At 46.0% G+C, this 24364-nt stretch carries 21 protein-coding genes; 2 read left to right on the top strand and 19 right to left on the bottom strand.

Annotated features, from left to right (window positions below):
• Positions 1–67: 67 nt before the first annotated feature.
• The 8 genes from polA to CS562_RS07185 form a co-directional block, all read right to left on the bottom strand.
• A complete protein-coding gene (polA, locus tag CS562_RS07150) occupies positions 68–2722 on the bottom strand; it encodes a DNA polymerase I (protein WP_099854720.1) in 2655 nt (884 codons plus the stop codon).
• Positions 2723–2942: 220 nt separating this feature from the next.
• Entirely contained in the window at positions 2943–3602 is a 660-nt protein-coding gene (gene phoU / locus CS562_RS07155) for a phosphate signaling complex protein PhoU (protein WP_076289778.1), read from the bottom strand.
• Between the two features lie 63 nt (positions 3603–3665).
• A complete protein-coding gene (gene pstB, locus CS562_RS07160; RefSeq protein ID WP_063568101.1) occupies positions 3666–4421 on the bottom strand; it encodes a phosphate ABC transporter ATP-binding protein PstB in 756 nt (251 codons plus the stop codon).
• A gap of 218 nt (positions 4422–4639) precedes the next feature.
• Complete coding sequence (locus CS562_RS07165; RefSeq protein ID WP_099854722.1) at positions 4640–5833, bottom strand: methyl-accepting chemotaxis protein; 1194 nt, start codon at positions 5831–5833, stop codon at positions 4640–4642.
• Positions 5834–5985: 152 nt separating this feature from the next.
• A complete protein-coding gene (locus tag CS562_RS07170; RefSeq protein WP_053783546.1) occupies positions 5986–6714 on the bottom strand; it encodes a response regulator transcription factor in 729 nt (242 codons plus the stop codon).
• 115 nt (positions 6715–6829) lie between these two features.
• Positions 6830–8659 carry a two-component system histidine kinase PnpS gene (gene pnpS / locus CS562_RS07175; protein WP_076289780.1) on the bottom strand — a complete coding sequence of 610 codons (1830 nt, stop codon included), beginning with the start codon at positions 8657–8659 and terminating at the stop codon, positions 6830–6832.
• Positions 8660–8689: 30 nt separating this feature from the next.
• Positions 8690–9034: a cupin domain-containing protein gene (locus CS562_RS07180; RefSeq protein ID WP_076289781.1), complete on the bottom strand. Its 345-nt coding sequence runs from the start codon at positions 9032–9034 to the stop codon at positions 8690–8692.
• Positions 9035–9309: 275 nt separating this feature from the next.
• Positions 9310–10179 (bottom strand): SDR family oxidoreductase, encoded by an 870-nt coding sequence (locus CS562_RS07185; RefSeq protein ID WP_076289782.1) that lies wholly within the window; start codon positions 10177–10179, stop codon positions 9310–9312.
• 433 nt (positions 10180–10612) lie between these two features.
• Here CS562_RS07185 and CS562_RS07190 point away from each other — a divergent pair, with 433 nt between their 5' ends.
• Positions 10613–12172 carry a histidine kinase N-terminal 7TM domain-containing diguanylate cyclase gene (locus tag CS562_RS07190; RefSeq protein WP_099854724.1) on the top strand — a complete coding sequence of 520 codons (1560 nt, stop codon included), beginning with the start codon at positions 10613–10615 and terminating at the stop codon, positions 12170–12172.
• Positions 12173–12398: 226 nt separating this feature from the next.
• Here the strand turns inward: CS562_RS07190 and CS562_RS07195 are convergent, their stop codons facing one another.
• From CS562_RS07195 to citZ, 4 genes are all read right to left on the bottom strand, one after another.
• Positions 12399–12824: a hypothetical protein gene (locus tag CS562_RS07195; protein WP_099854726.1), complete on the bottom strand. Its 426-nt coding sequence runs from the start codon at positions 12822–12824 to the stop codon at positions 12399–12401.
• Positions 12825–12962: 138 nt separating this feature from the next.
• Positions 12963–13904 (bottom strand): malate dehydrogenase, encoded by a 942-nt coding sequence (mdh, locus tag CS562_RS07200; RefSeq protein WP_076289784.1) that lies wholly within the window; start codon positions 13902–13904, stop codon positions 12963–12965.
• Between the two features lie 15 nt (positions 13905–13919).
• Complete coding sequence (icd, locus tag CS562_RS07205) at positions 13920–15212, bottom strand: NADP-dependent isocitrate dehydrogenase (RefSeq protein ID WP_062329572.1); 1293 nt, start codon at positions 15210–15212, stop codon at positions 13920–13922.
• Between the two features lie 144 nt (positions 15213–15356).
• Positions 15357–16469 carry a citrate synthase gene (citZ, locus tag CS562_RS07210; RefSeq protein ID WP_076289785.1) on the bottom strand — a complete coding sequence of 371 codons (1113 nt, stop codon included), beginning with the start codon at positions 16467–16469 and terminating at the stop codon, positions 15357–15359.
• Between the two features lie 478 nt (positions 16470–16947).
• Between citZ and ytvI the strand changes: the two genes are divergently transcribed.
• Positions 16948–18066 (top strand): sporulation integral membrane protein YtvI, encoded by a 1119-nt coding sequence (ytvI, locus tag CS562_RS07215; protein ID WP_076289786.1) that lies wholly within the window; start codon positions 16948–16950, stop codon positions 18064–18066.
• A 111-nt stretch (positions 18067–18177) separates the two neighbouring features.
• Here the strand turns inward: ytvI and CS562_RS07220 are convergent, their stop codons facing one another.
• The 7 genes from CS562_RS07220 to CS562_RS07250 all read right to left on the bottom strand — a co-directional run bounded on the left by CS562_RS07220 (position 18178) and on the right by CS562_RS07250 (position 24053).
• The gene (locus CS562_RS07220) at positions 18178–18579 is read right to left on the bottom strand and encodes an FxsA family protein (protein ID WP_076289787.1); all 402 of its coding nucleotides are present in this window, start codon (positions 18577–18579) and stop codon (positions 18178–18180) included.
• Between the two features lie 6 nt (positions 18580–18585).
• Positions 18586–19092 (bottom strand): acyl-CoA thioesterase, encoded by a 507-nt coding sequence (locus CS562_RS07225; protein ID WP_076289788.1) that lies wholly within the window; start codon positions 19090–19092, stop codon positions 18586–18588.
• 130 nt (positions 19093–19222) lie between these two features.
• Positions 19223–20650 carry a pyruvate kinase gene (gene pyk / locus CS562_RS07230; RefSeq protein WP_063568089.1) on the bottom strand — a complete coding sequence of 476 codons (1428 nt, stop codon included), beginning with the start codon at positions 20648–20650 and terminating at the stop codon, positions 19223–19225.
• A gap of 105 nt (positions 20651–20755) precedes the next feature.
• Positions 20756–21787: an acetyl-CoA carboxylase carboxyltransferase subunit alpha gene (locus CS562_RS07235; RefSeq protein WP_099854728.1), complete on the bottom strand. Its 1032-nt coding sequence runs from the start codon at positions 21785–21787 to the stop codon at positions 20756–20758.
• Positions 21788–22681 (bottom strand): acetyl-CoA carboxylase, carboxyltransferase subunit beta, encoded by an 894-nt coding sequence (gene accD / locus CS562_RS07240; RefSeq protein ID WP_053783533.1) that lies wholly within the window; start codon positions 22679–22681, stop codon positions 21788–21790.
• Between the two features lie 406 nt (positions 22682–23087).
• Positions 23088–23276 carry a hypothetical protein gene (locus tag CS562_RS07245; RefSeq protein ID WP_017689496.1) on the bottom strand — a complete coding sequence of 63 codons (189 nt, stop codon included), beginning with the start codon at positions 23274–23276 and terminating at the stop codon, positions 23088–23090.
• A gap of 285 nt (positions 23277–23561) precedes the next feature.
• Complete coding sequence (locus CS562_RS07250; RefSeq protein WP_024629130.1) at positions 23562–24053, bottom strand: phosphatidylglycerophosphatase A family protein; 492 nt, start codon at positions 24051–24053, stop codon at positions 23562–23564.
• Positions 24054–24364 lie beyond the last annotated feature (311 nt).

The raw sequence follows: 24364 nt of genomic DNA on the forward strand, positions 1-24364 counted from the left end.
CCCCTTCTTGTGTCGAAAACAGTTGAAAAATATTTTGTAAAATAACGGAAAACCCGCTTGGGATCTATTATTTAGCCTCGTACCAGTTCTCTCCGTAGCTGACTTCTGCTTTTAGCGGTACTGACAGCTCCAATGCTTTTTCCATCACAGAAGGAACCAGCTCTTTCATCAGTTCCAGCTCATCCGCAGGCACTTCGAATACAAGTTCATCGTGCACCTGTAGCAGCATGCGACTCTTCAGCTTGCGTTCACGCAGCGCTTCATCCATCTGTACCATGGCAAGCTTGATGATATCTGCCGCAGTTCCCTGAATCGGTGTATTCATCGCTGTCCGTTCCGCGAAGGAACGCAGGTTAAAGTTGCTTGCATTGATTTCTGGCAGATAACGACGGCGTTCCAGCAACGTTTTGACATAACCATCCTGACGGGCTTCCTTCACAATATCATCCATATATCGGCGAACACCCTGGAATACTTCAAAGTATTGATCGATAAACTGTGCTGCCTCTTTCCGCGTGATGTGCAGGTTCTGCGAAAGGCCGTAATCACTGATGCCATATACAATCCCGAAGTTAACCGCCTTGGCAGAACGACGCATGTCTCCATCCACCTCTTCTGGCTTCACACCAAACACATCGGAGGCCGTCTTCGTATGGATATCCATGTCCTGAACAAAAGCTTCCTTCAGCCGCTCATCATCTGAAATATGTGCAAGGACGCGCAGTTCAATCTGCGAATAGTCTGCTGCCAAAATGGACCATCCCGGCTCGGAAGGAACAAATACCTTCCTGATTTTACGACCTTCCTCCATCCGAATCGGAATGTTCTGCAAGTTCGGGAACTGGCTGCTCAGACGCCCAGTAGCCGCGATCGTCTGACGGTAAAACGTATGCACCTTGCCATCCTTATCTGAAATCTCTTTGAGCAGTCCTTCTACATATGTGGACTGTAACTTGGCAAGTTGACGATATTGCAGAATATGTTTGACCACATCATTATATGGAGCCAGCTTCTCTAATACTTCGGCATCCGTAGAGTATCCTGTTTTTGTTTTCTTCACCACAGGCAGACCTAGTTTATCGAATAAAATCTCACCCAGCTGTTTCGGTGAATTCAGATTGAATTCCGTGCCGGAAAGCTTGTAGATTTCCGCCATCAACCTGCTGATATTTTCTTCGAACTCACTACCCAAAGCCTGCAAATCTGCCGTATTAGCCTTAATGCCCTGTTTCTCCATATCTGCAAGAATACGTGACAACGGCATCTCGAGTTCATGGAAAAGTGCGTTCATCTCATTGCTCTCCAGTGCCTGCTCCTGGAGTGGAATAATGGCTGCTACTGCGGCCGCTTTGCGACATAGAAAATCGCCCAGTATATCCGCCTCAGGCACCCGGTATTTTGCACCTTTGCCCATAACCGTATCATCCTCCACAAGGGAAGGCAGACCATACTTCGTGGTCAGGCCACTGATCGTCTGATTCGATTCGGTTGGATCAAGCAAATAGGCAGCCAGCTGCACATCAAATGACGCTCCAGCAAACTCAATGCCATGCGCATGCAATGCCAGATCAACACGGTGCAGATCATAACCACGCTTGGGTTGATCTGCATTGCCAAGCCACTCTCTTACCGGGGCCGCTGCCTCAGACTGAAGCAATTCAGGAGACAGGAATGTATAGGTTCCGGCTGAACCAACAGCAAGTCCAATTAGTTTCGCCTGATGCGGGTTATCGCCATGTGTCTCCACATGCAGCACATCAATGGATTCGAGTGAACCGAACAGTTCACTAATCGTTTCTTCTGTTGCAATGGAGGATTCCACTGCGGCAGCCGGAACGGCTTCCTGTTCAGAAACTACACTTGCACGGAATGACAGGCGCTCAAGCAAAGACTTGAATTCGAGCTTGGCCAAAGCCGGACCTGCCAGTTCCTCTTTTAAGCCAGCAAACTGCATATCTTCCCATGTTTGTTCCAATGGAACTTCACGGTGGATCGTGGCAAGCTGTTTGCTCATACGTGCATCTTCGGCGTGAGCCTCAATCTTTTCTTTCATTTTGCCCTTTAGCTCACCTGTACCGTTAAGAACTTCTTCAACCGAACCGAACTGGTGCAGCAGTTTCAGAGCCGTTTTCTCTCCGACGCCAGGAATGCCCGGAATATTGTCGGACGCATCGCCCATCAGACCTTTGAGGTCAATGATTTGCAGCGGGGTCAGACCATAGCGCTCCTTAATATGAGCGGGATCGTATAGCTCAATCTCGGTTACCCCTTTACGCGTAAGCCCGATATGCACATGTTCAGAGGCAAGCTGCAACATATCTTTGTCACCCGACACAACGAGAACCTGTCTTCCAGCTTCGTCCGCACGTTTCGTTAATGTTCCGATAATGTCATCCGCTTCAAACCCTGCAAGCTCAAACTGGGCAATACCGAAGCCCTGAAGCAGCTCTTTCAGCAGCGGAAATTGCTCGGACAACTCCGGTGGTGTTTTCTCACGACCACCCTTATATTCCTGGTAACCTTCGTGCCGGAACGTAACTTTGCCTGCATCAAATGCCACCATCACATGTGTCGGTTTATGCTCTTCCAGCAAGCGCAGCAGCATCGTGGTGAAGCCGTACACCGCATTGGTGTGCAAGCCTTTCGAGTTAGTTAGCGGTGGCATTGCAAAAAACGCCCTGTAAATAATGCTATTTCCATCTATAAGAATAAACTTGTCCATTCCAGCACCTCGCGTATCGTATGGTCAATCCTTCAATTACATCTACTCTCATGATACCATACACACCAGTTACAACAAAAAAATTAGTCATCTTTATAGGTCATGATTTGGCCTGCAAAAAAAGGAACTCCCTCAGCGGGTGACCTGTTCACAGGCCGACCGAGAGAAAGTCCCTTCATTTCGCTACGAATAATACCCCAATTCCACTATAAGCGGTTACCTATTGATTCAAATCAGGGCGTTTTCCTGTTACCAGATACACCGTGCTCTCACCAATATTTGTTGCGTGGTCACCAATCCGTTCGATATAACGTCCTACCAACATTAAAAGCATCGCTTGGGAAGCCTTATTTGGATGGTCTGTCATAAACGAGTAGAGATCACTGATCATATGACTGTACAATTGGTCAACCTGATCATCGGTCTGAGCCATTTTGTAGGCCAGATCCGTATTTTCTTTCAGGAAGGATTCAATGGATTCCTCAATCATGGACTTCACGATTTCCGCCATTCTTGGAATATCCACAAGCGGTTTAATGAGCTCCTGCCCATCCATACGAAGGGTCACTTTGGCCACATCCAGCGCAAGGTCACCCATACGCTCCAAGTCACTTGAGATTTTGAAGGCAACAATAATGCGTCGCAAATCCTTCGCTACCGGCTGTTGTGTAATGATGAGCTTGGAACCCAGTTCCATAATCTTGTCTTCCAGGGCATTCAGATTCGCATCATTCTTGATGATGACCTGAGCTTTCTCGGCATCCATCGTCTGTAAACTTTCAATAGCACCATCCAAAGCTGTGCCTACATGCTCACCCATTTGCCGAAGCAGTGTGCGCAGTTCCTCAAGCTCCTGATCAAATTCTTTTCTGCGAATCATAGATTCCATGTCCTCCTTATCCATCATCTCCGGACACGCCGGGATCGTTCGAACTCAGCTTGCTTATCCGAACCGTCCGGATATATAATCCTCGGTTCTGGAATCCTGCGGTGTGGAGAACAACGTTTCTGTATCTGCTGCCTCCACCACTTCTCCGTTCAGGAAAAATACTGTACGACCCGATACACGTGCAGCTTGGTGCATGTTGTGGGTTACCATTACAATCGTGTATTTGTGGTGCAATTCCTTGACCAGTTCCTCAATTTTAAGCGTTGAGATTGGATCAAGTGCAGATGTTGCTTCATCCATCAACAGTACGTCAGGCTGCACGGCCAGAGCACGCGCAATACAGAGGCGCTGCTGTTGTCCACCAGAGAGACTGAGTGCTGATTTTTTGAGCACATCCTTTACTTCATCCCACAGTGCAGCATGAACAAGACTCTGCTCAACCAAACGATCCAGTTCGGCTTTTTGCGTCACCCCGTGAAGTCGTGGTCCATAGGCCACGTTATCGTAAATGGATTTTGGAAAAGGGTTAGGTTGCTGAAATACCATTCCGACCCGCTTGCGCAGCGTCTCTACTTCAATCTCATTGCTATAAATGTCAGAACCGTCCAACATAACTTGTCCTTCCACACGTACGCCTGGAATCATGTCATTCATCCGATTCAATGTACGAAGCAAGGTCGATTTACCACAGCCCGACGGACCAATAAATGCGGTAACCGTCTTCTCCGGCAGGTCCATCGATATATTTTTAAGCGCGTGATGCGTATCATAGTATAAATTAAGTCCTTCAATGTGAATGAGGTCCTTCATGGATGTTCACTTCTCCTTCGCGGCAGGGACAACCAGATTCCCTTACGTAGACCGATGCCAATGATTGAACTTGGCTCTCGGTCATCTATAATATCCTACCCTCTCATTGTAAAAACAGTATCACTTTCATGTTAACGGAATGTAAAAAGAGACTTCTTTCACACCCACGACCCTCCTATCCGATCATTGTGTATGAATGATGTCCATCCTACCTTCGTTTAGTCATCCGCCTGGACCATATCTTGCAGTCTCTCCCGAATGTGCCCAGCCAATTCTCCCGCCGTATTGCCTTCCATCGCGATATCCGCTGCAATATGGGACATGCCTGCTACAGCCGTGTTCAACTGTTTGAACGCAGCCCCACCTTCGTTTACATGAACAGAGCTGTTATCAATCTCTGCCGAGCTTGCTCTCACCAGTTCTACAGTCTGTCTGGTCAATCCCCCGATATCATCCAGTAAAGAGGACATATTACCCGCAACCTCACGGGTCTGCTTGGCTAGTGCGCGAATCTCACCAGCGACGACCTGGAAACCCCGTCCATACTCCCCCGCATGTGCCGCTTCAATGGAAGCATTCATGGCGAGTAGCCCGCTTTGGTCAGCCAATGAACGAATGGAACGCGCCATCCCGGAACCCATGTCGATGGAGCGAAGCATGTCATCCGCGTGCTTCTGCTGACCCTCCATATGCTGATATACACGGTTATAGGAAGCATCAACCTGATTGAGACTGCTTGCTCCCCGTTCGGATAACTGCATGATCTGAGACGCTTCTTGCCCCGCCTTTCGAGCTGCTTGAACCAGTTTGGTGACAGAGTCGTTAATTCTCGTTATTTCCTGCCTGCTCTGTGTAATAATATGTACACGTTCTTCCGAAGCCACATGCTGCAGCTTACGGGAAAGGGACATGACATCCCTCATCGTCAGCACACCCAGCAATCGGTCTTCTTCCGTAACGATCAAACAATCGTAGAAATATTGCTCACTGCGCGCCAGAGCAATGTCAATAATCGCAGTCGCTTCTGCATGCACATCGACAATAACAGGAGAAGAGTCCGCTACATGTACAACCGGCTTCCGATAGAAGAGATCTGCCGCGAAGCGTCCATTCAACATCCGGTATAACGTCTCTCGCATCAACAAACCTAATGGCTGCATGTGATCATCACATAATACAATACAAGGGTACTCCTGATCCTGATTGAGCAGGCTTGCCGCTTCCCCACAGGTAGTGTGAACGTCAATTACAGGTATTTGACGGCAATAATCCCTTAATGAGATTACATTCTCTTTGGTGCCCCCAACTTTATCATCATCTTTTTGCTCTCCCATGGGAGCTATAACTTGATCCTGTTGCGTATCTATTATTTCTTCGGGCTGGTCGGGCTTCACTTCGAGCAACATGGGCATAAATGCGCAATCTCCTTTACGTATGAGCTCCGTCCTGAGGTGGGATATGTAGGTACAAAGTATCACTCAGACAGCTTCATCCTACTCCCTATACGTAAAGGAAAATAATTGTTTGTGTTAACGGAATGTAAAATAAAACTCCCCGATCATTGTTAACTTGAATGATGGGGAGTTTTTCTTTTTACAACTAATTTATAACCTACACCGCGAATTGAATCAATGTGAACCGATTCCGGATCAAGCTCCAACTTTTTCCGTAATGAACTGACATGAACGTCCACCGTGCGCTGTCCTCCGATATAATCGAAGCCCCAGACCGCATTCATCAGATCATCCCGAGTAAGCACAACACCCGGCTTCTTGGCCAGATAAAGCAGTACCTCGAATTCCTTGGGACGAAGACTGATGGATTGTCCACCCAGTGTCACTTCATACTTCAAAGGATAAATCTCAAGCTCTCCCAGAATAATACGTGAACCGTCCTTATCCTCTGGCTGCGGCAAATCTTCACCGTTCGAATAACGTCTTAATACTGCATCTACACGTGCAAGCAATTCAGATACACCAAATGGCTTCGTAATATAATCATCGGCACCTGATTTTAAGCCTTGTACAACTTCGGCTTCACCGTTTTTGGCTGTGAGAATAATGACCGGTGTGCTGACACCCTGAATTCGTAACTTGTTCAGAATATCCAGACCATTCATTCCAGGAAGCATCAGATCCAGCAGAATCAGATCAAATTCCTGGGACAACGCCCGATCATAACCTGAAGATCCGTGATCCTCAGCAATAACATCATAGCCCTCTTGTGTCAGGTTGTACGTAAGCAATCTTGATAATGTTGGTTCATCTTCAATAACGAGCAAACGCTGCGCCATGATACCCCTTCTCTCCTATAGGTTGTCTGTTGCCACAACACTTTGTTTATCATAGCACCTAATTGTTAACTCTGTGTAAAACAGCGCATTCCTTTTACATTTCACTTCCATTGCACTAGATTTCTTCATCCTGAATTAATGGAAGGATAACACGAAACGTAGTCCCCATGCCAAGTTCACTCTCTACAGACAGTTTGCCATGGTGCAATTCTACCAGATGTTTCACAATTGAAAGTCCAAGTCCAGTTCCTCCCGAATTACGGGATCTGCCCTTGTCTACCCGATAGAAGCGTTCAAAAATCCGCGGCAAATCTTTCTTCGGAATACCAATTCCTGTGTCGGATACTGCAAATACAACTTCTTCTTCGTCCTCATTATGTTCAACCGACACTTGTAGTTTTACCCGCCCACCCTCAGGAGTGTAATTAATGCCGTTGGATAACAGATTAATAAAGATCTGCTTCATTTTATCCTCATCAGCTTCAATATACAATTCTTCGGGAACATTCATCTCCAGCCGAATCTCTTTCTTCTCCGCCACCTTGGACAAGGTACCCAGAACCATCTCGAAGAACGAATGCACATGCACAGGTGAACACTGCAGCGGAGCCCGTTTGGACTCAATTTTGGACAATTCCAGAATATCTCCGATCAATCGGTTCAGTCTGTCACCTTCATCATATATGATTTGCAAGAATGAACGCTCTGTCTCTTTATCCTGTACGCCACCGCTAAGAAGCGTTTCGGCAAAACCTTTGACTGCAGCTACCGGCGTCTTAAGTTCATGAGATACATTTGCTACGAACTCACTGCGCATCGATTCCAGCCTGCGGATTGCTGTTACATCCTGAAGGAGGAAGAGCATTCCCCGATAAGCGCCGTCATCTTCAGACATCGGTACTCCATCAATACGAATCAATTTTTCCACCGGATTGAACACACTTACTTCTTCATGCATTGGTTCTCGCAATGCAACACTTTCTTCAATCGTGCGCGTCAGCTCATAATGCCGCTTCAATTCAATATAAGGTTTCCCGGTAACCCGCTCCGCCTGAATGCCAAGCATACGCTCCGCTTCCCGGTTAACCAGCGCAATGGATTGACCTGCATCAATCATGATAATGCCGCCTGTCATGTTGGCAAGCACGCTTTGCAGCAGCGCTTCATTATCTCTAATCGTTTTTAGCTGCATCTGAAGGCTGTCTGCCATTCCATTAATGGCAAGTCCCAGTTGACCGATCTCATCATTTCGAGTTACATCCACTCTCGCATCATAATCCAGCTTGGTGATCCGGTGAGCCACCTTCGTAATATGCTCAATGGGTGATGTCAGTCCCCGCGCAACCCGGTAACTTACCAGAGCCACAATCAGAAACAGAAGGCCCAGGGTGAAGAACATCAAAATCCATCCCTGCTGAAGGCCCTGATCTACAGCTTCAAGGCTCATGGATAGTCGAATGTAACCGTCAAATTTCCCATTGGGTAACTCAATCATGTCGCTTTGATCCGAATTCACAGGAAGCGCAACATACAGCATGTCCTGTCCTAATGTTGCACTATAACGAATTGACTGACCATAGTTTTGTCCAACCGCTTCTTTAATCTCCTGACGGTTCAAGTGGTTGTCCATTGAATTGGGATCGCTCTCCGAGTCGCCAATGACCGTTCCGTCTTTATTGATAAAGGTTACCCGTGAATCCGTCAGTCGATCCAGCTCGACAGCACGTTCAGAGTAATATTTCTGTGTCTCTGCATTGTTTGGATCAGTTGCATCATGAAACGGGAACGTTGCTTTGAGCAAGTTGATCTCACGCACCATCGTTTGCTCCAGTGCGGTAATGTGAGTAGTCTTAAAAACTCTGCCCATCGTATAACCCGCAACAATGACGGAAATACCGATCAGCACCATCATAATGATGGCAAGGCGAATTCGGAACGGTCTCATCTATCTCTTCCTTTGTTATAAAATTAATAATTACGTATCCATTTCTATTCGATCACCACGAGTGGTGGGCTGTGAAATAACAAGAAACTCCACATCTGCTTCTCCACGATTCTGCATCTGATGTGGCATCTTCGGCGCAATTTCTATCCCTTCATGGGGTCCGAGCATGAACTCTTCCCCGTTAAGTTCCATACAGGCCTCACCACTAAGGATGAAAAAGAACTGACGACTTATCGAATGATAATGCCGGGTTTCAGATGTTCCTGCAGGCATACGTTCATGAATAACGCTCAGTGCTTCATTTTGGACGAGATGCCAGCCATCACATTGTCCACCCCATATATAGTGTGCTGCATTTTGTTTGCTAATCTTCATATGACCGCCCCCGAAGCTTACTTGTTCGGTCTATATCATATCACAGATAGCATGGAGACCCTGCCATTTTTGATAAGCAGCAGAGCGGCAGCTGTTCTAGAACTATCCACTGGCAAGCCTAATGATAAAATATCATGATTGTATCAACGCCGATCACGACTTTTGTAAACAGGATCAAAATTAAATCCATTTCGCAATATACTCATAAAAAAAGACGTATCGACCAGTCGTGCTGGTAAACGATACGCCTTCATTCGAATTACGCCGTCAATGGATTATCCGTTGACCACTTCGCCGCCATTAACGTGCATCACCTGACCGCTCACGTAGGAAGAATCGTCCGAAGCGAGATACACGTAAGCTGGAGCCAGTTCATCCGGTTGCCCTGGACGTTTCATCGGCTGAGTTGCACCAAATTCGCTCACTTTTTTCTCATCAAATGTGGATGGAATGAGCGGGGTCCAAATCGGCCCTGGAGCGACAGCATTCACACGAATTCCCTTCTCCACAACGTTCATCGACAAGGAGCGTGTAAATGAAGTGATAGCTCCTTTCGTAGATGAATAATCAATTAACGTCGGATTTCCGCGATATGCGGTAATGGAGGTTGTATTAATGATTGTACTGCCTTTCTTAAGATGTGGCAGAGCAGCCTGTGTAATATAAAACATGCCAAAAATATTTGTGCGGAACGTACGCTCCAACTGTTCTGGAGTAATATCCTCCAGCTGCTGCTGGGGATGCTGCTCCGCTGCATTATTCACGACAATATCCAGCTTGCCCAGCTGATCTACTGTCTGTTGCACGGATTTCTTGGCAAAGGCATTGTCACCAATGTCACCGGCAATCAAAATACATTTGCGTCCTTCCTGCTCGACCTGACGTTTGGTCTCTTCTGCATCCTCATGTTCACTCAGGTATACAATCGCTACATCTGCGCCTTCCTTCGCATATGTAACGGCAACAGCACGTCCAATTCCGCTGTCTCCACCCGTGATCAGAGCAACCTTATCCAACAATTTACCGGCTGCTTTATATTCAGGTTTCTCAAACTCTGGCTTAGGGTGCATCTCCGATTCAATACCCGGGCGCTGATTCTGATGTTGGGCTGGCATCGTCTTTTTGTTTTGTGTGTTGGTTGACATCTGGCATTTCTCCTCTCAAAATGGAATATCTGATCTAGTCTCATTCTGTAGGATGGCATGAACATTACAGATTATTCCCTTTTTCAACAGTCATGCTTCAAAGTCCCTGATCTATTGCCTCGATACATACTTACCACTCGCTTTTGGCAGTTAAACAACAAATTCCCTATACTAAAATGGTTGTTTCTTTATCTTCTCTCGTAAACATGCTGTAACTGAGGTAAAGCCGCATTGAATTCGATCTATATTTCCATACATTCGAAATTTTTTCGAAATTGACCGATTCACCACCCAAATTGTATTCCTATGCCGTAGGGGCTGATGTACAATGTACAGTATACAGATAAGCTTTAAACAGCATTAATTCAGTTTGAATGAGACTGTCGTACTTCCAACTTAGCAAATATTCTGATCTAATATGGAGACCTAACCCATGGAATCGCACATTAATTCTTATATAACACTTGTAACTACTTCAGCTGTGCTGAATGTTTTTCTGTGTTTATATACTTATGTTAGAAGAGCAGAAATCCCAAGTTCGAAGATATTCATTCTCTATACAGCAGCTCTGTCTGTTTACACCTTCGGATACGCGATTGAACTCGCCAGCAATACACTGGAGCAGATGAAATTCTGGACGGTCGTCGAATACATCGGCATGCCTTTCTCCGCCTCTCTTGGACTGATGCTCATGATGCAATACACAGGTAAGAAGTTATCCAAAAAAGCTTCTGCGGCGCTGTTTGTAATCCCTTCCATTACCTTGTTCATGGTCGCAACAAATGATTTTCATCATCTTTTCTATAAAAGAGTATGGCTAAGAGAAGACAGTCCCGTCCCTCTAATGGATATTGCCATAGGGCAATGGTACGTTGTTCATGGTGCATTCACCTTTTCCTGTCTGCTATGTGCCTGCCTTATTCTCGTCGGACAATGGAAACATACCAAAAAGATGTATCGTCGTCAGTTACTCACACTGATCACTTCACAACTTATTCCTATGGTAGCGGCCTTTGTGTATTTGCTTGGTCTGACCCCAGGTGGTATGGACCCGGTTCCGGTTCTCATGTGCATTACATCCGCAATGTACATCTGGGCCATTCTATCATCCCGACTGCTAACCATCGTACCTATTGCCAAAGATAGTATCTTTGAGAGCATGCGTGAAGGCGTTATTGTGCTGGATAGTTCCAATCGTCTCGTCGATTACAACAAATCTCTGCGTGATATGCTTCCAGAGCTTGATTTCAGCATGGTGGGTCAACATTTGAACGATATATGGCTGTCCCTTGCCGGCGAGACCTTTCCAGTAGAATATGGCCGAGAAGGTCTGCAAACCGATTTGTACTGGCAATTGAGCGGAGATACCGTCTGTTATCAAGTAAGGACCTCTTATGTTTATAACAAAGAAGGACAGGCCGTTGGCACTCTGATTATGCTGATTGATATTACAGAGCAACGTTTCCTTCAGGAACAACTGAAACAAATGGCTTACTTTGATGGTCTCACCAAAATTTATAACCGTACGCAGTTCCTACTTAGAGGTCGAGAGATACTGAGCGAAGCCCAGCTTAATCTGCGGCCTGCAGCCTTTATATTATTTGACATTGATTTTTTCAAACGAATTAACGACACCTATGGACATGACGTTGGCGATCAGGCGATCATTCATGTGGTCTCTGTATGTAATCGTTATCTGAATTCGGAGATGTTGTTTGCACGTTATGGAGGAGAAGAGTTTGTTATCGCGGTACCCAATGCCTCCCTCCAAGACGGTGAGCAGCTTGCTGAGAAGTTACGCGTGGCTTTGTTGAATGACCCGCTGGAGGTACAAGGTACTCGTATTCCACTGACTTCAAGCTTTGGAGTGGCGCAATATAATGGAGGGTCCGATTCTCTGGAATCCTTACTGCGTGATGCCGATACAGCACTATATGAATCCAAGCGTAACGGTCGTAACACCGTATTTGCCCACGCTGTGAGCCTGAGTTAACTAAATGTAGAGTAAACAAAGTGAACCCATAAATGCCGCAGTTCAACACCACACACCTTGCTTTTTGTCAGACATTTTGCCAAACCAAGCGAACAAAAATAGACAGCCTCTGGGCTGTCTATTTCACTACGATTCAAGATTTCACTTTCTTATTCAGCTTGTCCCAACGTTAGAAGTGCAAACGTTTTAAGTTAAACTCGCCAATAAAACTTGTTCGCAGCAGTTATTAGATTACCTGGTTGTTCACCATCAGATATACCATAATGAGCAGGAATACGGCCAGTAATGTGCTGAACGTACGAATCTTGCTCTGCTCTGCACTGACGTCACGATTGCTTTTCACAGCCTCTGCTGCCAACCGTAGCGGTTTCCCCATAATGCCACCAATTGCTGCGATAGCCAGCAACAATACCACTACTACGCCCATCCACACATAGGAATAGTCACCCTTGGTCATCAAGTAACCACCCGTAAGAAGCTGAATCACAAGTCCGTACTGTGCGATACGGTTCAATGAACGGAGCGATGCAAATGCTCCCTCTTGAGCGGCGACACTCAAGGTCCGGATTTTGCCAACTACGAATGGCAAGATCAGATAGAAGCCCATCGCCAGTGCTCCAATAATATGGAGCAAATACATAATCATTGTCAAAATGTCCATCCTCCTCAAAAATTTCATTCAGTGTGCTATACATCACATCTCATTATACTGGGGAACTTATCCAAAGAAAAGAAAACCTCCGGATGATCCGGAGGTTTTCTGTCTGTTCCTGTCAAAAAAATTTCAAACTTACAGGTTTACTACTGAAATGACGTTACGAACCGAATCCGCAGATTTGTCTAGTCCCGCTTTTTCTTCAGCAGTCAGTTCCAGTTCAAATATTTTTTCGATTCCGTTACCACCCAGAACGGTTGGCACACCAAGGAACAAGTCGTTGTAGCCATATTCCCCTTCAAGGTAAGCAATAACCGGAATGATTCGTTTTTTGTCTTTCAAAATGGCTTCAGTCATTTGCACCAATGAAGCTGCTGGTGCATAATATGCGCTGCCATTTCCAAGCAGGTTCACGATCTCACCGCCGCCAACACGTGTGCGTTGTACGATGGCTTCAATGCGATCTGCCGGGATGAGGGTATCGATTGGAATCCCGCCAACGCTGGAATAACGAACGAGTGGTACCATATCGTCTCCGTGCCCGCCAAGAACGAATCCACGGACGTCTTCAACCGATACATTCAGCTCTTGTGCAATGAATGTACAATAACGTGCAGTATCCAGTACACCGGACTGACCGATTACGCGGTTTTTAGGAAAACCAAGCGTCTGATAAGCTGCATATGTCATTGCATCTACCGGGTTGCTTAGAATAATGACGATGGAATCAGGGCAATATTTTTTCACATTTTCACAAACAGACTTCACGATTCCTGCATTCGTGTTGACCAAATCATCACGGCTCATACCCGGTTTACGGGCAATACCTGCCGTAATAATAACAATCTCCGAACCTGCAGTATCCTCGTAGTTGGAAGTACCGACGATATTGCTGTCGAAGCCCTGAACAGGACTAGCTTCCCACATGTCGAGCGCTTTACCTTTAGTCGGGTTTTCCAATTGTGGAATATCAACCAGAATTACATCCCCGAGTTCTTTTTGGGCAAGCATCAAAGCCGTTGTAGCTCCGGTAAATCCGGCGCCGACTACTGTGATTTTTTTGCGCTGAATAGTCACGATTCACATCTCCCCTTACAGGTTTTTAATGATTTGATCAGCAAATTCAGAACATTTCACTTCAGTAGCGCCGTCCATCAGACGTGCAAAGTCATAAGTTACTGTTTTGTTGTTGATGGAAGTTTCCATACCTTTGTAGATCAGGTTAGCTGCTTCTTGCCATCCCAGGTGCTCAAGCAACATAACGCCGGACAGAATAACGGAACCAGGGTTCACGACATCTTTGTCTGCATATTTAGGTGCAGTACCATGAGTAGCTTCGAAGATAGCATGTCCTGTTACATAGTTGATGTTCGCTCCTGGAGCGATACCAATTCCGCCAACTTGTGCAGCAAGTGCATCGGACAGATAGTCACCATTCAGGTTCAACGTTGCGATTACATCGAACTCACCTGGACGAGTCAATACTTGTTGCAGAGCGATATCGGCAATAGCATCTTTCACGATGATTTTGCCAGCATCTTCAGCTGCTTTTTGAGCTGCATTAGCTGCATCCGTACCGTCTTTTTCTTTAATGATATCGTATTGTGCCCAAGTGAACACTTTATCAGCGAACTCTTCTTCAGCAACTTCATAACCCCAGTTTTTGAAGGCACCTTCTGTAAATTTCATGATATTACCTTTGTGTACCAATGTAACGCTCTTACGGTTGTGATCGATGGCATATTGTACTGCTGCACGTACCAAACGTTTGGAACCTTCAGAGGATACTGGCTTGATACCAATACCGGAAGTTTCAGGGAAGCGGATTTTGTTTGCTCCCATCTCCTGTTGCAGGAATTGGATTACTTTTTTCACTTCTTCGGAACCTTCTGCGTATTCAATACCCGCATAGATATCTTCCGTATTCTCACGGAAAATGACCATGTCTACCAGCTCAGGACGTTTAACCGGAGAAGGTACACCATCAAAATAACGAACAGGACGCAAGCAAGTGTACAGATCCAGTTCTTGACGAAGCGCTACGTTTAGGGAACGAATTCCGCCGCCGATAGGTGTAGTCAGTGGTCCTTTAATCGCTACGATATACTCGCGAATGGCTTCAAGCGTATCGTTTGGCAGCCACTCCCCGTATGTATTGAATGCTTTCTCGCCAGCAAACACTTCGTACCATGCGATTTTTTTGTTGCCGTCATATGCTTTTTCAACAGCTGCATCCAATACACGTTTGGAAGCTTTCCAGATGTCACGGCCTGTACCGTCACCTTCGATAAATGGAATGATCGGGTTATTAGGTACTTGCAGTGTACCGTTATCAATTTGAATTTTTTCGCCTTCAGTTGGGTGAGCAAATTTTTCTAATTTCATTAGTATAATTCCTCCTTGGGTTTCGTAGATGCAGTATGATGACATACCGCTTGTCTTGTTGGAGGAAGGGTTATGAACAGGCTGACCGTATTAGCCAACAGGTTATACCCTTCATCCTTTTTTATTATACTGGTTTTGATGCCATTAGCGAAGTTCGATTGAAACGTACTTCTGATCTGTTGGGCCTGTGTACTCGGCGCGCGGACGAATAATACGGTTATCCGCAAGTTGTTCCAGAATATGAGCAGTCCAACCTGATACACGGCTAATCGCAAAGATTGGTGTAAACAGTACCTCTTCAATACCCAATTGGGTGTATACGGAAGCGGAATAGAAATCTACATTTGGTTTCAGACCTTTTTGTCCTGTTACCAGTTCTTCGATCTTCACCGACATTTCGTACAGGCGTGTATCGTTGTTCATTTCTCCCAGTTCCTTGGACATCTTTTGCAGATGTTTTGCACGTGGGTCTCCATTTTTGTATACACGGTGTCCAAAGCCCATGATCTTCTCACGGTTGTTCAATTTTTCTTGAATAGCCGCCTCCAGACGATCAGGTGTACCAATCTCATTCAGCATTTTCATAACGGCTTCATTTGCACCGCCATGCAATGGTCCCTTCAATGCGCCAATCGCAGAAGTTACTCCCGAATAGATGTCGGACAGCGTAGCTACTGTTACACGTGCTGCAAATGTAGAAGCGTTCAACTCGTGATCCGCATGCAGGACAAGCGCTTGATCAAGGGCTTTAACAGCGGTCTCGGCTGGTTGTTCTCCAGTCATCATATATAAAAAGTTTTCTGCGATGGAAGCGCCTTCTTTTGGGGCCACAGGTTCTTTGCCCTGACGGATACGGGCTATGGCTGCCACAATGGTTGGCAACTGCGCTTGCAGCTTAACCGCTTTGTTCTCATTCGCTTCCGCTGTCATCTCGTCAGCCTGCTCATCGTACAGAGCCAGTGCGGATACTGCGGAACGCAGTGCTGCCATGGTACTCATGTTTTTCGGATACAATTGGATTTGTGCAATCAACTCGCTCGGAATCGGCGCGTAATCGCTCAGGCTTTTGCGAAGGGATTTCAGTTCATCCGTAGTTGGCAATTTACCAAACCACAGTAAATAGGCAACTTCTTCAAAGCTTGCATGTTCTGCCAGATCGTCAATATCGTAACCACGGTATGTAAGCACACCGTCTACAATGGAGCTGATCGAAGAGGTTGTTGCAACGATGCCTTCCAGACCTTTGGTAGCTGTCATATTACATCTCTCCTTTAATAAACGAAATCAAGAACCCATCCAGAGTGTCATCTACGTGCTTAAACGCACTCGTCCTTCTTTTGTAACCATTTACATTTTAAAATTAATAAATACCTCAATATCCGGTTTTCATATCTGTCAATCGGTATTTCCTTATCTCATCATACTGGATTTTGTCGTTTATGTGAACATGATGCGAGGTCATCCGCACATCAAACTTCTTTATCAGACCGATAAAGCATTTTTGAAAACCTTTACAAAAACAAGGTTGACATTTTATTCTTTTTATATAAATCCGTGCTATAAATCAAGTTTTTATTGCTATATTTTGTGAACATGAGGCATACTCTAGGCAAAAGAAAAGATATAATTCGACGACATCCTGGCGTTTCAAATCAGTGTATTTGCTCTATATTAACTAGATAGCTTCCTGTGCTTCCCTCATGGTAGCTTGAAATGGAATAAGGAGAGTTGATGCTTGGATAGAATCATAATGAAACGCCTGTTGCGCGGCTTATGGGTGATTATCGCGACCATACTCATTGCCGTTGCCATATACCTGCTGTTCCCGCTGTTATATCCTTTTGCCATCGCCTGGATTATCGCCTATGCGATGAATCCTCTGGTGAAGTTGCTTCAATACAAGGCCCGATTTCCCCGCTGGCTGGCTGTAACCTTATCACTAATCATTTATTTCGGGGCCATTGTCGTCGTATTATCTGCCGCGGTAACCCGTATGGTCAAGGAAGTTATTTCACTAACGACGAGCTTCGACCTTCATGTCGATGAGATAAAAGCTACGTTCGTCCGCTGGACTCAGAATGATACGATTCAGAGTTTAATTGGACAGATTAATGAATTTTACAAAGAAAATCCCAATTATCAGGAGACCATTAACAGCAATATTAGCAAAACAACCGAAACGGTAGGTACAGCAGTAACGGATCTGGTCACCGGATTTTTCAACATGATCCTGAACCTGCTCACTTCTCTACCCAATATGGGAGCCGTATTAATCGTGGTCCTGCTGTCAACTTTCTTTATTAGCAAAAGTTGGACCAGACATAGCATTACCGTATCGGGCTGGGTGCCCTCTTCCATTCGCAAACCGATTACTGACATATGGAATGATCTCAAAAAAGCACTGTTCGGTTATGCACGAGCCCAGTTGATCATGATCTCCATCACCGCATTATTTGTCATGATCGGATTGCTTGTGCTCCAGGTTAAGTCTGCCTTCACAATTGCTTTACTCATCGGTCTGGTGGATCTGCTTCCTTATCTCGGCGTCGGCTTGGTGATGGTTCCCTGGGCCGCATACCTGCTTATGAATGGAGATCTCTACCTGGGGATCGGCATCAGTATTGTATATCTTATTGTGCTGATTGCCCGCCAAATCATTGAACCCAAAGTGCTTGCCAGCAGTGTTGGGTTGGACCCTCTCGCCACATTGGTTGGCATGTTCGTCGGATTGAAGCTATTTGGTGTACTCGGTTTGATCATCGGTCCTGTCAGCCTCGTTATCCTTGATGCATTCAATCGAGCGAACGTATTCCGTGATCTCCGAACATACATTATTAACGGACGTGTCCGATGAATTCATGATTTCTGTTTTCTGTTATCCGCATATCATCAAAATTAAAAAAGGCACCGCTCATCAGAACGAATCTGGTGGTGGGTGCCTTTCTTTAACTCGTGCTGGTATATCCTATTTTTTCGGACCACGATAAAACTTAATACTTCCGTTTCTCATTTTTTTCTCCAGCCAGCCCAGGAAGAATAGACGGTATACTGAACGTGTTACTGGAAACAACAGTGTAAAACCGATCAGATCTGTGATAAATCCCGGAATCAACAGTAGGAAACCACCGACAAAAATAAATAGTCCATCTACCATTTTCCTTCCGGGCACCTTACCGCGCTCCATCTCGGATTTGGCATCAATAAGTACTTTTCGTCCTTCAAACTGCAACATTGCTATACCGATCAAGGACGTGAGAATCATGAGAAGCAGTGTCTTTCCGGCTCCAATCCAGTCACTCATAAGAATGAAACCAAACAGTTCAATCACCGGAATGATTAATAGCAGGGCCCACATCCATTTTCGCATTACGTATTACCCCTTTCCTGAAAGCCACACTTTCTCAAGCGCGCTGTAGAGCTCAGAAGCTGCCTTATCCAGCCTGACTGGCTTCCAGTCCCCATTGACCCATACATGCTGGGTAGAGCCTGTAACCAACCGTTCACCAGGAAGGGACTCCTCAGATGACCATACTCGTTGCCCAACGTCTATCTGCTCATTAAGGTCTGGAGTCATGCGCCTTATGTCATACTCATAGTTCAGTCGCAGACCACTAAATGCAGCAATACGGGTGAAAATGACAATGTCATCATCATACCGGGCAGGTTTATGATATTTCACATCAAGTCCGGTTACCGGAAGCAGTAACCCCTGTTCCTCCATTTTACGATATGTATACCCCATTTGGCGAATCATCTCAGTTCGACCGATTTCAAACCAATTCAAATAGTTAGCGTGATAGACAACACCCATCTGATCACTTTCTTGATAACGCACGCGAAGGCGTGCCGTGTACCAACTGCCATTGCTTTGTTGTTGCATGTTACCGGCCTCCTTCGATATACCAATGCTTACGTATCTAGCGGCGTTAAAGTCTCATAAAGATGGAAAAAAAGCAACGGGACGCAAACGCCCCATTGCTTCATTCCTGTTGCTTCTCGTCCAAACACAATTATGCGTTGTTTGGAATTTGGCTTACTTTGATCAGGTTAGTGGAACCCGAACGACCCAAAGGTACACCCGCTGTAATAACAACAAGGTCTCCTTCTTTTACAAGTCCGGATTTCACGCCGCCTTCAATTGCATTTTCAAACAAAGCGTCAGTGGAATCCACAAGTCTTCCTTTGACGGGTGTTACACCCCAAGCCAATGCAAGACGACGGGAAGTTCTGTCTTCCGTTGTCACCGCGATGATTGGAGATTCTGGACGATATTTAGAAATCATGCGTGCTGTATGACCGGATTCAGTCGAAGTAATGATCGCTTTAGCGTTCAGATCTTGAGCTGACAGGGCAACAGATTGGCTGATTGCTTCAGTAACCGTTGTTTGTTGAGCAACACGTTGTTTCAGATACAGCTCTTGGTAAGGCAGAGCGGATTCTGCTTTCTCGGCAATACGGGACATTGTCAGAACGGATTCAACTGGGTATTTACCCGCAGCTGTTTCACCAGACAACATGATTGCATCTGTACCGTCAAAGATCGCATTAGCCACGTCACTTGCTTCTGCACGTGTTGGACGCGGGTTGCGTTGCATGGAATCCAACATTTGTGTAGCTGTGATAACCGGTTTGCCTGCAACGTTACATTTTTCGATCATGCGTTTTTGTACCAATGGTACTTCTTCCGCAGGAATCTCTACACCCAGGTCTCCACGAGCAACCATCAGGCCATCGGACACTTCAAGGATTTCATCCAAGTTGTCCACACCTTGTTGGTTCTCAATTTTGGAGATGATTTGGATATGTCCGGCATTGTGTTTTTCAAGCAATTCACGAATCTCAAGGACGTCGCTTGCTTTACGAACAAAAGAAGCCGCGATGAAATCGACACCTTGTTCGATACCGAATACGATATCGTTGGCATCTTTTTCAGTGATACCCGGCAGAGAAATAGCAACTCCCGGAACGTTAACACCTTTTTTGCTTTTGATCGTACCACCGTTAACGATACGGCATTTGATCTCGGTGCCTTGCACTTCCACCACAGTCAGTCCGATCAGACCGTCGTCGATCAGAATTGTAGATCCCGGTTCAACATCACTAGGAAGATCTGCATACGTAATGGAAAGACGTTCTTTGGTGCCCAGAATTTCTTCTGTTGTCAAAGTGATGTACTCGTCTTGAACCAATTCGATAGGCTCCACTTCGAGTTTACCTGTCCGAATTTCCGGTCCTTTGGTGTCCAGCAAGATCGCTACTGTCTTGTTCAGCTCTTCGCACGCTTGGCGAATTGCTGTGATCCGTCCGCCGTGCTCATCGAAATCACCGTGGGAGAAGTTCAAACGGGCCACGTTCATACCGGCCATAATCAATTTTTTGGTATTTTCCAATGATTCACTGGATGGACCAATCGTACATACAATCTTTGTTTTGCGCATTTTGGGTTTCCTCCGATTTTAAAGGTCTATCTTTTTATCTCTTTTTCTTTTTCCAACTATTAAATTTACTATACTTTTGCTCATTTGTATAGGAAATTCGTCACATCATTCTGCATTTCCCGACAAATTACCTGATGTATCGACTTCAACAGGCACTTGGGGAACTTCTATCTGCACTTCAGGTTCAAACGTGACTGATCCAATTTTACGGAATTTCTCATACCGATCCTGTTTCAATTGGTCACCACTCCATCCTTTCATCTCGTCCAGATGACGAACCAAAGCCTCGCTTATCGCAGCCGCAGATTCTTCATAATCCCGATGAGCACCGCCGCGTGGCTCAGGAATTATTTCTTCAATGACCTCCATCTCCAGAAGGTCTTTGGCCGTTATTTTCATCGCTTCGGCCGCCTGATCTGCCTTGGATGCATCTTTCCAAAGAATGGACGCAGCACCGTTCGGAGAGATCGCAGAGTAAATCGCATGCTCCAGCATCAACACACGATTACCCACAGCCATAGCTAGAGCCCCGCCGCTTCCGCCTTCGCCGATGACCACTATGATAACGGGCACCGAGAGCTTCGCCATTTCAAGCAGGTTACGGGCAATAGCTTCCGATTGACCTCTCTCTTCAGCAGTATTACCCGGATACGCCCCTTTAGTATCAACGAATGTAATAATTGGACGACCAAATTTGTTCGCTTGCTTCATCAGACGCAGCCCTTTTCGGAATCCTTCCGGATGTGCGCTCCCAAAAAAACGGGCGATATTATCTTTTGTATCTTTCCCCCGCTGTTGGCCGATAACCGTTACTGTTTTTCCGTTCAGCTTCGCCAGTCCGCCAACGACCGCAAGATCATCTCCGAACATGCGATCACCGTGCAACTCCATGAAATCGGTAAATATCAATTGGATCAGATCCAGTGCCGTTGGACGCTGCTGATGCCGCGCCAAATGCATTTTCTGGGCAGCCGTTATGCCGGAATAAATCTCTTCTTCGAGTCTATGATAACGTTCTTCCAGGCGGGCAATTTCGTCGGTAAAGTCGATGCCTTTTTCCTGTCCAAACTGTACGAGCTCTTCGATCTTTTTGCGCATCTCAACCAGAGGCGCTTCATATGGCAACTCACCCGCCATTTAGACCCCTCCTTTTTCACTATGCATGTCTAGAAGCTTGCCAAGGGTGGCTCGAAGTTCTTTGCGATGGACCACCATGTCCAGCTGGCCGTGCTGCAAATTAAATTCTGCCGTCTGGAAATCATCAGGCAGTTTCTGACGGATTGTCTGCTCAATGACGATTCTACCGGCGAAGCCAAATACAGCTCCCGGCTCAGCAATGATGATATCACCAAGGCTCGCAAAACTGGCCGAAACTCCACCTGTCGTCGGATCGGTGATGACCGAAATATATAACCCACCCTGTTCATCCAAACGGGACAAAGCCGCGCTTGTTTTTGCCATTTGCATAAGGCTAAGAATACTCTCTTGCATCCGGGCACCCCCAGATGTTGAGAAAATGATCAAAGGCAAGCGTTTCTCTGTTGCATGCTCAATCGCACGAGTAATTTTCTCCCCTACTACCGAACCCATACTGCCTGTGAAGAAGTCGAAGCTCATGACAGCAACAACCACAGGCAAACCTTCTATGGTTCCCTCACCCGTAATGACAGCTTCCTTCAGTCCAGACTTCAGGCGCTGTTGTTCCAGTTTGTTGCTATATCCAGGGAAGTCGAGCGGATCAACCGAGATCATATCAGCGTCATGCTCCACAAACCCTTGCTCATCTAGAACCATAGCAATACGTTCCATTGCGTTCAACCGCATATGGTAACCGCAAGCCGGACATACTTTTAAATTTTTTTCCAATTCCTTGCTATATTGAATCGTGCCGCATTTGCTGCACTTGTTCATAAGCCCTTCAGGTATTTCCCGTTTTGGACGTTCTCCAGCTTCCTGACCTTCGCCACGAAGCGCACGCTCGGAAGGTATGGTGGCGTACTTCCGTTTTTTTTGGAATATATCTTTGAACACAACTACACCTCTCCAGCCGTTGATTTGATGGCCGCAACCTGCAGTCCGTTGCATGTAGCAACTTCATCCGCGCGCTGCGGTAAACCGCTTACGACCCATACGCTGCCATGGGCCTTGTCCAGCATTCACAACAAAAAAATCCGCCGGTATAAGGCAAGGATCAGCGGCTTCTGTCAGCACGATTGATGTTACCTGCAATAACCGAAAGATTGTTGCGCCGATGTTTGAATCTGTCTTGGTAGGGTCTCTGGGAGCAATCTGGTCGGTCCTTGTCCTAACAAAAAAAGAAGGAAGGACAGCAGCATACAATACATGCAAGTCGATTCCTCACTCCGCTTACGCGGTCAGTCCCTTATGTACCATTGGTACTTCTTCATCTGCCAAGGCACGTCTGATATCGAATGAATCAGGAATGCAGAATCGAATTCAGCACTTCCTGAACCTCTTCCAATTCCCCTGAAGGGACGCGAATCTCAAATTGCTGCTTGGATAAACTGATGGGACGGGTCTGTACCAGAAAACCTTCTTCCGAAAGCTTGGTCTTAATCTTGTCCGCAACCTTTGCTGTCGGTGCAATGTAAATCACCGTCCACATGCCATGTCCGCCCCCTAAGCTAATGTTCAGAGCCCGTATATTGGACTAATGATAACATACCTCACTTTTTTTCTGCAAGGAAGGGTTCGGGACCTTTGGGGAGAAAACGAGATCTATAGGGACATTTGTCCCGCGAGGATAACCGATATGGTGATGCAATGATCCTAGGACTTTCCTTTTCAAAAAAGGGATTTCAGGCCGCTCAGGGCAGCAACAGCCACCCTGGATGACCTTCCATTGAACAAACAAAAGATACCAAATGAATGAAAACACAAATGAAGAAAATCAGATATCCGATGGATATTTCTTGGCTTTAATATTTTTGTGAGCAATTCGGGCAGAAGCAGCAGCGGCGAGCCCGGCAACCAGGTCGTCCAGAAAAACATGTATAGCTGGTCCTGCTTCATTCAGATCATGAATGACACCAATCTTTTCTTTATCCAGATAACCAAAACTGGTTAAACCGATCATACCATACACATGGGTAATGCCAAGAGCAAGAGTCTCGTCCACTCCATACAGGGATTCATCCGCCTCCATAATTGCCTGCAAAGGTTGCGGCAAAAGGCGTTTCTCAGCAAGCTCGTCGAGGGCTATACCTGTGTATAGCGTATATTGCACCTCACGTTTCTGCAGTACCGATTTTACACTCGTGACACAGTCATCCATAGTCAGTTCCGGGTGGTACCCTTTTTGCAGACGATATACAATTTCCGCGATTGCATCAATCTGTACACCCCGCCGGGCCAGCATGGCTTCTACGATTTCATATGACATATCTCGACCTCCCGCATCGCTCCCCCGAGGACCCCCAGGTCCTTCGGTGTTCTCAAGTGTATGCGGCAAACTCGCAAAATGTTCATAAAAAATGCGAAACGCGCATTCGCTTTAGCAGTCTGCTTATCCTATAAATTATGTAAAAAGATTCACATATTACATGCTTGTGTTCAATATCTCCTTCCCCTTCATTCTCGATGTAATTTGGTAAAATAAATACAAAAACCTGCTCGGCATTTGGCCGAACAGGCTTCATCTTGGGAATAAGAGGGGTTTCTCAAAGTCATGAACATGGCCTGGGATACCTTTTT

The organism is Paenibacillus sp. LK1 (assembly GCF_002750415.1).
GTDB classification, from domain to species: domain Bacteria; phylum Bacillota; class Bacilli; order Paenibacillales; family Paenibacillaceae; genus Paenibacillus; species Paenibacillus taichungensis.

Bases quoted from the DNA above. Each gene is read 5' to 3' on its own strand.
- CS562_RS07180 (WP_076289781.1), bottom strand. From the start codon at position 9,034: ATGAAGATTAGCAAACAAAATGCAGCACACTATATATGGGGTGGACAA.
- pstB (WP_063568101.1), bottom strand. From the start codon at position 4,421: ATGAAGGACCTCATTCACATTGAAGGACTTAATTTATACTATGATACG.
- citZ (WP_076289785.1), bottom strand. From the start codon at position 16,469: ATGACAGCTACCAAAGGTCTGGAAGGCATCGTTGCAACAACCTCTTCG.
- CS562_RS07250 (WP_024629130.1), bottom strand. From the start codon at position 24,053: ATGTCATATGAAATCGTAGAAGCCATGCTGGCCCGGCGGGGTGTACAG.
- CS562_RS07220 (WP_076289787.1), bottom strand. From the start codon at position 18,579: ATGCGAAAATGGATGTGGGCCCTGCTATTAATCATTCCGGTGATTGAA.
- pyk (WP_063568089.1), bottom strand. From the start codon at position 20,650: ATGCGCAAAACAAAGATTGTATGTACGATTGGTCCATCCAGTGAATCA.
- CS562_RS07170 (WP_053783546.1), bottom strand. From the start codon at position 6,714: ATGGCGCAGCGTTTGCTCGTTATTGAAGATGAACCAACATTATCAAGA.
- icd (WP_062329572.1), bottom strand. From the start codon at position 15,212: ATGAAATTAGAAAAATTTGCTCACCCAACTGAAGGCGAAAAAATTCAA.
- CS562_RS07190 (WP_099854724.1), top strand. From the start codon at position 10,613: ATGGAATCGCACATTAATTCTTATATAACACTTGTAACTACTTCAGCT.
- CS562_RS07185 (WP_076289782.1), bottom strand. From the start codon at position 10,179: ATGTCAACCAACACACAAAACAAAAAGACGATGCCAGCCCAACATCAG.
- polA (WP_099854720.1), bottom strand. From the start codon at position 2,722: ATGGACAAGTTTATTCTTATAGATGGAAATAGCATTATTTACAGGGCG.
- phoU (WP_076289778.1), bottom strand. From the start codon at position 3,602: ATGATTCGCAGAAAAGAATTTGATCAGGAGCTTGAGGAACTGCGCACA.
- CS562_RS07165 (WP_099854722.1), bottom strand. From the start codon at position 5,833: ATGCCCATGTTGCTCGAAGTGAAGCCCGACCAGCCCGAAGAAATAATA.
- pnpS (WP_076289780.1), bottom strand. From the start codon at position 8,659: ATGAGACCGTTCCGAATTCGCCTTGCCATCATTATGATGGTGCTGATC.
- CS562_RS07225 (WP_076289788.1), bottom strand. From the start codon at position 19,092: ATGCAACAACAAAGCAATGGCAGTTGGTACACGGCACGCCTTCGCGTG.
- CS562_RS07245 (WP_017689496.1), bottom strand. From the start codon at position 23,276: ATGTGGACGGTGATTTACATTGCACCGACAGCAAAGGTTGCGGACAAG.
- CS562_RS07235 (WP_099854728.1), bottom strand. From the start codon at position 21,787: ATGGCGGGTGAGTTGCCATATGAAGCGCCTCTGGTTGAGATGCGCAAA.